This window comes from Mycobacterium sp. (assembly GCF_035653355.1).
In the GTDB taxonomy this organism is placed as follows: domain Bacteria; phylum Actinomycetota; class Actinomycetes; order Mycobacteriales; family Mycobacteriaceae; genus Mycobacterium.
Map to the genome: position 1 here is coordinate 1 of NZ_DASRBZ010000242.1, position 6,393 is coordinate 6,393.

Here is a 6,393-nt window from a genome sequence, read left to right on the forward strand (position 1 = left end):
CGGCGCTGGCTGGCGACTGCGGTGCGCCCGAAACTGGCCGAGGTCAGCCGCGACCTCGCCGAGCTGGCCCGCGAACCCAAGCGCCTGGTGTTGATCGTATTAGGCTGTGCCGGAACCACTCTCGGTGCTGCACTGGCGCTGTGGGCCAGCGTGAACGCGTTCGGCGGCCATGTCACGTTCGTCACCGTCACGGTGGTGACCATGGTCGGCGGCACCCTCGCCTCGGCCGCCCCCACTCCCGGCGGCGTCGGCGCCGTCGAAGCGGCGCTGATCGGTGGGTTGGCCGCCTTCGGTGTGCCTGCCGCCGTCGGGGTGCCGTCGGTGCTGCTGTACCGCGTGCTCACCTGCTGGTTGCCGGTATTCATCGGCTGGCCGGTGATGCGCTGGCTCACCAGGAACGAGATGATCTAGCCAAGTGGGTCGACGAGATTACGGAAGCTGTGCGCCGGCTGCACCGATGCGCCCATGCCGCGGATCCGGCCGGCCAATGTCCGGTCCGATGTGACTACGCAGATCTCGTGCGGCTGGGCGTCGACACTCACCAACCGCGCGATCTCGTCGTCGGCCGAGTTCGCCGCCGCCTTGGGTGCATATGCCACCTCGATCATCACTGAAGGGATCGGGGTCGACGGCGGCTTCTCGAACACCACCGTCACCTGGTCGCCGTTGGCCGACGCCCAGCGGTCGAGCCTGTCCACCAGCGCTACCATCGCCGCGCCGCGGTCCTGCCACCAGCCGTCGGGGCGAGTTCCGATCACGTTCATGCCGTCGACGATCCAGCGCACAAACCAACCGTAACGCGGCTATTAGCCACCCTGGTCGCTGGCGGCGCGCGGACCTTGGCAGACTATGGCCCATGGCACAGATAACGTTGCGTGGTAACCCGATCAATACAGTTGGCGAGCTTCCGGCCGTGGGATTCCCAGCTCCCCCGTTCACCCTGACCGGCCCCGACCTCGGCATCGTCAGCAGCGAAGACTTCCGCGGTAAGCCGCTGTTACTCAACATCTTTCCCTCGATCGACACTCCGGTCTGCGCGACCAGCGTGCGGACCTTCAACGAGCGCGCCGCCGGACAGGGCCTGTCGGTGCTGTGCGTCTCCAAAGACCTGCCGTTCGCGCAGCAGCGATTCTGCGGCGCAGAGGGCATCGAGAACGTCACAACCGCCTCGGCGTTCCGCGACAGCTTCGGCGACGAGTACGGCGTCAGCATTATCGACGGACCGATGGCAGGGCTGCTGGCGCGGGCCATTGTGGTGATCGGTCCCGACGGCAACGTCGCGTACACCGAACTGGTGCCCGAGATCGCCTCGGAGCCCAACTACGACGCCGCGCTAGCCGCAATGAGTTCCTCGGTGTAGTTGCTGCGTTATAAGCGCTGCGCCGACACGAACAAGCTGCGCGGCGCAGCGTCCTCGATGTCGGGCGGACGCCGGTCGTAGCGGGCCATCAGCTCCTCGGCCGACACCACCGACACTTCCCAGCCGTGGCGGTGCAACCAGTCGCCGACGTCTTCGCGCTCCTCGAAGTACCACAGCTGCTGGACGTCGGGGATATCGCGCTGCTCGCCCAGTTTGGCTGCCAGCGCACGGATTCGCTGCATCTGCTCGCGCTGCCTGGCGTGGGCGTCCTCGTCCATGAAGCCAGGCCCCGGCGCCTCGACCGCGATCCGGCTGCCCGCGACGGAAAGTGCTTGCACCCGCTCGAACAGCTGCTCCTGCGCCGCTGCCGGCAGGAACGGCAACAGCCCCTCGGCCGACCACACGCTGGGCGCTCTAGTGTCAAACCCAGCCTGCCGCAATGCTTCTGGCCAGTCGTGGCGCAGATCGACGGGAACATCGACCAGGTTGGCTGTCGGCTGGTCGCCGCGTTCTCGCAACGTCGACAACTTGAACTCCAGCACCTTCGGCTGGTCGAGTTCGTAGACCGTCGTACCATCCGGCCACGGCAACCGCCAGGCCCGCGAATCAAGACCCGCCGCCAGGATCACCACCTGCCGCACGCCGGAGTTGGTGGCGTCGAGGAAGAAGCTGTCGAAAAAGGCCGTGCGAGCGGCCATGTAGTCCACCATCGCTTGCATCCGCAGCGGCAGGTCGGGTGCTTCCTCGACGATCTCGCGAGGCAGCTCGGGCGCCGAGAACCAATTCCACATCCCGTCGCCCGCGGCCTCGAGGAACACCCGTGCGAACGGATCGTCGATCAGCGGATTGTCACTGTCGGTTTCCGCGGCCCGCGCCGCGGCCACACCCAGCGCCGTCGCGCCCACGCTTTCGGTGATCTCCCAGCTGTCGTTCTCGGTTCTTACCACCGTCACTCCTTCTATTGGTCAGCGTCGGCCACAGTACGCCGGCCAGCTGTACAAGCTGTTTCGATTGTTTCAATTCGGGCCGTTCGTGTTAGCCTGGAGATATGCCTACTGCCATTGCCCCGCTGGCTCGCCAGGTTGCCGAGCGCGCACAAAAGGACTCCCGATTCGCCGAGGTCCTCGACGCCATCTTGGAGGCGCCGACGGCGCCGCAGGGAACCCTGGAACTCGTCGCCGCCAACAGCCTGAACGACGAGCGACGCGGCGCCCTGGTGCGCGAGTTCGTCGAGGGCTCGCTGCCCACACCGCAGGTGCAAACACGGCTGGGGCTGCGTTCGCCGCAGGCCGTCCACCGGCTGCGCAGCCGGGGCAAGCTACTGGGCTCTGCGGTCGGTAACCAAACGTGGTTTCCTGCATGGCAATTCGACGACGACCGGCTGCGGCCGGACCTGCCGCGGATTCTGGAGTCGTTAGCGCGCTTTACTTCGGACCCGGTGGCCGCCGACCGGGTCATGCGCCTGCGGCACGACGACCTGGGCGGCTCGTCGATCGCCGAGGCGCTGCGCCGCCCGAACACCGCCGAGACTGCGTGGCGGATGCTGGCCGCGGTCGGTGCCTGAGCTTCCCGCCGGCTACCGGACACCGTTACCGCTGGCTCGGCCGGTCGGCCTGCGTCGGCGTCGCGTCGCTGCCGGCACCGAACTGTGGCGCGTCGACGCCATGCCACCCGCGGAGTGGACCTGGGACGGCTTCCCCAGGCCACGCTTTCGCTTCGACCCCGAATCCGGCTTATTCCGAACGCGATACGCTGCCAGCACACTCGTCGGCGCATTCCGGGAGCGCTACTGGCCGACGGGCCTGGTCATCCCGGCCGACCATGCCAGCCACCACCTGGTCCGGCTGACCACCGCCCGGGGGCTGCGCGTGCTCGATCTGCGCACCGAGGCCAACCTCGACGCGCTCCGCATCGACGACCAGATCAACACCGGCCAGCATCCCGACGTGTGGGACACCTGTCATCGGCTCGCCGATGCCGTCAGGCGGTGGTGGAGCGACCTGGACGCCATCGTGTACCGGCCGCGCACCACGCCGGAGACCTCAGCCAACTTCGCCTTCTTTGCCCTCGACGCGTTCGCAGCCGAGTCCCGGCGACTGGCCGAGCGGACCGATGTGCTCGCCGATCTGGTGCTACGCCACGGGTTTACCGTCAGCTGGCACCTCGATGACGCATAGTGGGCGTTGCGTGGTCCGTCGCGTCATTCTGCCCCCGCGCATCCCCATTAGTCCTACCGTGTTGGCATGACAGAACAGTCACCGGCGATCACCGAATCCCACCCACCGCAACCAGTACTGCGGGTCGTCAACCCAATCCTGCGGTCGCTGCTGCGCACTCCGATCATGGGCCCGGCCCGCAAGCAGCTGATGGTGTTGAGCTTCACCGGCCGAAAGACGGGGCGGCAGTACTCAATTCCGGTGAGCGCGCACTGGATCGACAACATTCTCTACGCCCTGACCAGCGCGCCGTGGAAGCACAACTTCCGCGACGGCGCCGACGCCCAGGTCTTGCTCGACGGCAAGCAGACCGCCATGCGGGGTGAGCTGATCCAAGACCCCGGAGTGGTCGCCGACCTCCATCGGCGCTGCGCAGAGTCCTACGGCGCCAAGAACGCGCAACGCATGATGGGACTGAAATTCCGCGATCAGCGCATCCCGTCGGTTGAGGAGTTCGCCGAGGCTGTCGACCGGATGAGGCTGGCTGCTATCCGGTTGACGCCGGCCTAAATCAAAGTTGGTCGCGCAGTCGCTCGACGAGGGTGAGCAACCGCGCATAGTGCGACCCGGCCCAATAGACCTGCCCGCAGTCAGTGCAGCGGCTGAACTCGTCGTAGTAGCGGCGGGTCAACGGCTCGAGCTGGTCGATCACTTCGTCCTTGGTGACGGTGGCGAGTCGGCCGTTGCAGCGCACACATCGCGTCAGCGGGGCCAGCCGCTGGCGCAGATCCAGTCGCCGAATCACTTCCAGGATCTGTTCCTCGGGGTCGTCGGCGCGGACGAACAGGCCGTGTGTGATCGCGCGACGCTTCAGCAGCCCGCGGTCCCGGGTCAGCAGGGTCCGCTGCTGGGCCAAGCTGATATCGGCGAGGCTCTGATCGTCGGCGTCGCTTGACCACCACACGTCGAAGCCGAGCACGCGCAGCAGACGGGCCAGCCGACCGAGGTTGACGTCGACGACGAAGCGGGGATCGCGCAGCGGCACGGGGCGCAGCCTTGTCGTCGCTCCGATGTCGAGCGCTTCGAATACCGGGTAGGCGGCGATGCGGTCGCCCGTCGTGGGGCGGTGCGCGAAGTCGACTGGTTCGCCGTTTACCAGGATGAGGTCGACCTCGGTGTGCGGAATTCCCATCGCCTCAAGCACGTCCTTGACCGTCTGATGGCCCCGAAACGGGCGGCGCAGGGTCATGCCCCGGGCGTCGGCGCCGAGGAAGTCGTTGAGCTCGGCGTAGGCCCGCACGTCCACATAGCCGACCATGTCTCATGGTCTCCCGCGGGATTGGTGAGGCGCAATCGCGGTGTTTTCTGCTGAGTCAGCAAAGCACATGGAGCTCGACCAGCTCGCGCACCCAATAGGCCTATTGCCCGCCTAACAGCGATTTGCTCGTTAGAAATCGCTCTGAGGCGGGCAAGTGCACTATTGGCTAGCAGGCAGCCTGATTCATCCCAGCAAACACGCGCCCTGGGCGGCATGGGTGCGGGTGATCACCGGCTGTTCGCAACCCGCATCGCGCACCGTGCGTCGTACCGCCTCCGCGACCGCCTCAACCTGCCCGGCCGGCACCAACGCGATCACGCAGCCGCCGAAACCGCCGCCGGTCATCCGGGCGCCAAACGCGCCGGCCTGCACCGCGGAATCTGCAATCAGATCGATGTGCTCAGTGGTGATGTCGAAGTCGTCACGCATCGAAGCATGCGAGGCGGTCATAATGCGGCCGGCTTCGGCAAAGTCCGAATAACCCAGCGCGCCAGCGAAATCCAGTACACGCTGGTTCTCGGTGATCACGTGGCGGGCTCGGCGGGCGTCGACCGGGTCGCCGATCGACGCCAGCACTGAAACATCGGTGACATCCCGCAGCGACGACACACCCAGATCGACGGCTGCACGTTCACACGACGCGCGACGGGCCGCGTATTCACCGCCGACGTTACTGTGCCGGGCCCGCGAGTCGATCAGCAGCAACGCGACATCGCGCGCATCGGGGTCGAACGGCACTGGCCGGACTGTCAGCTCACGAAAGTCGATCAGCAGCGCCGTCGACGGCTCCCCGAACAGCGCAGCCAACTGGTCGAGCAATCCCGTTGGCGCCCCGACATACTCATTCTCGGCGCGCTGCGCGAGCCGCGCCTGCTCCACACGGCCGACGCGCGCACCAGCCGCCGACATCAAAGCACCGAGCACCGCACACTCCAACGCCGCAGAAGAGGCCAGGCCCGAACCGATTTCGACGTCACTGCTGATCGACATCGCGCCACCGGGCACTGGGTGCCCCGCAACGCGCAGCGCCCAAATCACCCCGGCCACATAGCCGGCCCAGCCGCAAACCTCTCCGGGAGTGGTGTCGAGCGGAATCCGCACCGAACCCTCGGTACAGTCGCTGCACACTCTCACCGCGTCGCTGTCGTCCGGCGCAAACGTCACCACGGTGCGTTGCGGCAGCGCGATCGGTAGCGCGAAACCGAGGTTGTAATCGGTGTGTTCGCCGATCAGGTTGATCCGCCCGGGCGCGGCGTATCGGACTGTCATGCAAGTTCTCGCAGCCGCTGGGCCACGTCTTCGGGGGTCACGTCGCTGATGAACGCGTCCATCGCCGACTCGGAGGCTGCCAAGTACTTGAGCGCAATTGCGCTGCGCCGGATCGACATCAACTCGACGTGGAAGTAACCCTCCCGCTGAGCGTCGGTGTCGGCGAACTGGTGCAGCGCCGACATATACGGCAGCGGGCCGCAGTACATGCGGTCGAACCGGCGCAGCACGTCGAGGTAGACCTGCGCGAAATCGTCCAGTTCGGCCGGTTCGAGCTCGAGAAGGTTGTG

At 66.6% G+C, this 6,393-nt stretch carries 9 protein-coding genes and 1 pseudogene; 5 read left to right on the plus strand and 5 right to left on the minus strand.

What is annotated here, in order from left to right; genetic code table 11:
• The coding region (locus tag VFA16_RS08215) for a lysylphosphatidylglycerol synthase transmembrane domain-containing protein (protein ID WP_324967339.1) at nucleotides 1-411 on the plus strand (411 nt) is incomplete at its 5' end.
• Here the strand turns inward: VFA16_RS08215 and VFA16_RS08220 are convergent.
• Complete coding sequence (locus VFA16_RS08220; protein WP_324967340.1) at nucleotides 408-785, minus strand: NYN domain-containing protein; 378 nt, start codon at nucleotides 783-785, stop codon at nucleotides 408-410. The genes VFA16_RS08215 and VFA16_RS08220 overlap by 4 nt on opposite strands.
• 71 nt (nucleotides 786-856) lie before the next feature.
• Between VFA16_RS08220 and tpx the strand changes: the two genes are divergently transcribed.
• Nucleotides 857-1,360 carry a thiol peroxidase gene (gene tpx, locus VFA16_RS08225; protein ID WP_324967341.1) on the plus strand — a complete coding sequence of 168 codons (504 nt, stop codon included), beginning with the start codon at nucleotides 857-859 and terminating at the stop codon, nucleotides 1,358-1,360.
• A gap of 8 nt (nucleotides 1,361-1,368) precedes the next feature.
• Here tpx and VFA16_RS08230 read toward each other — a convergent pair whose 3' ends face one another.
• Nucleotides 1,369-2,307, minus strand: coding sequence for a class I SAM-dependent methyltransferase (locus VFA16_RS08230; RefSeq protein ID WP_324967342.1), 939 nt, complete (start codon nucleotides 2,305-2,307; stop codon nucleotides 1,369-1,371).
• Between the two features lie 101 nt (nucleotides 2,308-2,408).
• On the opposite strand from VFA16_RS08230, the gene VFA16_RS08235 reads away from it, so the two are divergent.
• The 3 genes from VFA16_RS08235 to VFA16_RS08245 all read left to right on the plus strand — a co-directional run bounded on the left by VFA16_RS08235 (nucleotide 2,409) and on the right by VFA16_RS08245 (nucleotide 4,086).
• Nucleotides 2,409-2,924: a hypothetical protein gene (locus VFA16_RS08235; RefSeq protein ID WP_324967343.1), complete on the plus strand. Its 516-nt coding sequence runs from the start codon at nucleotides 2,409-2,411 to the stop codon at nucleotides 2,922-2,924.
• The gene (locus VFA16_RS08240) at nucleotides 2,917-3,537 is read left to right on the plus strand and encodes an RES domain-containing protein (RefSeq protein WP_324967344.1); all 621 of its coding nucleotides are present in this window, start codon (nucleotides 2,917-2,919) and stop codon (nucleotides 3,535-3,537) included. The genes VFA16_RS08235 and VFA16_RS08240 overlap by 8 nt, the downstream gene beginning before the upstream one ends.
• Before the next feature lie 66 nt (nucleotides 3,538-3,603).
• The gene (locus VFA16_RS08245) at nucleotides 3,604-4,086 is read left to right on the plus strand and encodes a hypothetical protein (RefSeq protein ID WP_324967346.1); all 483 of its coding nucleotides are present in this window, start codon (nucleotides 3,604-3,606) and stop codon (nucleotides 4,084-4,086) included.
• Nucleotide 4,087: 1 nt separating this feature from the next.
• Here the strand turns inward: VFA16_RS08245 and VFA16_RS08250 are convergent, their stop codons facing one another.
• From VFA16_RS08250 to VFA16_RS08260, 3 genes and pseudogenes are all read right to left on the minus strand, one after another.
• Nucleotides 4,088-4,834: a Mut7-C RNAse domain-containing protein gene (locus tag VFA16_RS08250; protein WP_324967347.1), complete on the minus strand. Its 747-nt coding sequence runs from the start codon at nucleotides 4,832-4,834 to the stop codon at nucleotides 4,088-4,090.
• Between the two features lie 183 nt (nucleotides 4,835-5,017).
• Entirely contained in the window at nucleotides 5,018-6,103 is a 1,086-nt protein-coding gene (locus VFA16_RS08255) for a galactokinase (protein WP_324967348.1), read from the minus strand.
• A pseudogene (locus VFA16_RS08260) lies at nucleotides 6,100-6,393 on the minus strand (galactose-1-phosphate uridylyltransferase); the annotation flags it as partial. The gene VFA16_RS08255 and the pseudogene VFA16_RS08260, both read right to left, overlap by 4 nt.

What these genes read in the sequence shown, in the direction of transcription:
- tpx (WP_324967341.1), top strand. Translation starts at nt 857, where the DNA reads ATGGCACAGATAACGTTGCGTGGTAACCCGATCAATACAGTTGGCGAG.
- VFA16_RS08245 (WP_324967346.1), top strand. Translation starts at nt 3,604, where the DNA reads ATGACAGAACAGTCACCGGCGATCACCGAATCCCACCCACCGCAACCA.
- VFA16_RS08250 (WP_324967347.1), bottom strand. Translation starts at nt 4,834, where the DNA reads ATGGTCGGCTATGTGGACGTGCGGGCCTACGCCGAGCTCAACGACTTC.
- VFA16_RS08255 (WP_324967348.1), bottom strand. Translation starts at nt 6,103, where the DNA reads ATGACAGTCCGATACGCCGCGCCCGGGCGGATCAACCTGATCGGCGAA.
- VFA16_RS08235 (WP_324967343.1), top strand. Translation starts at nt 2,409, where the DNA reads ATGCCTACTGCCATTGCCCCGCTGGCTCGCCAGGTTGCCGAGCGCGCA.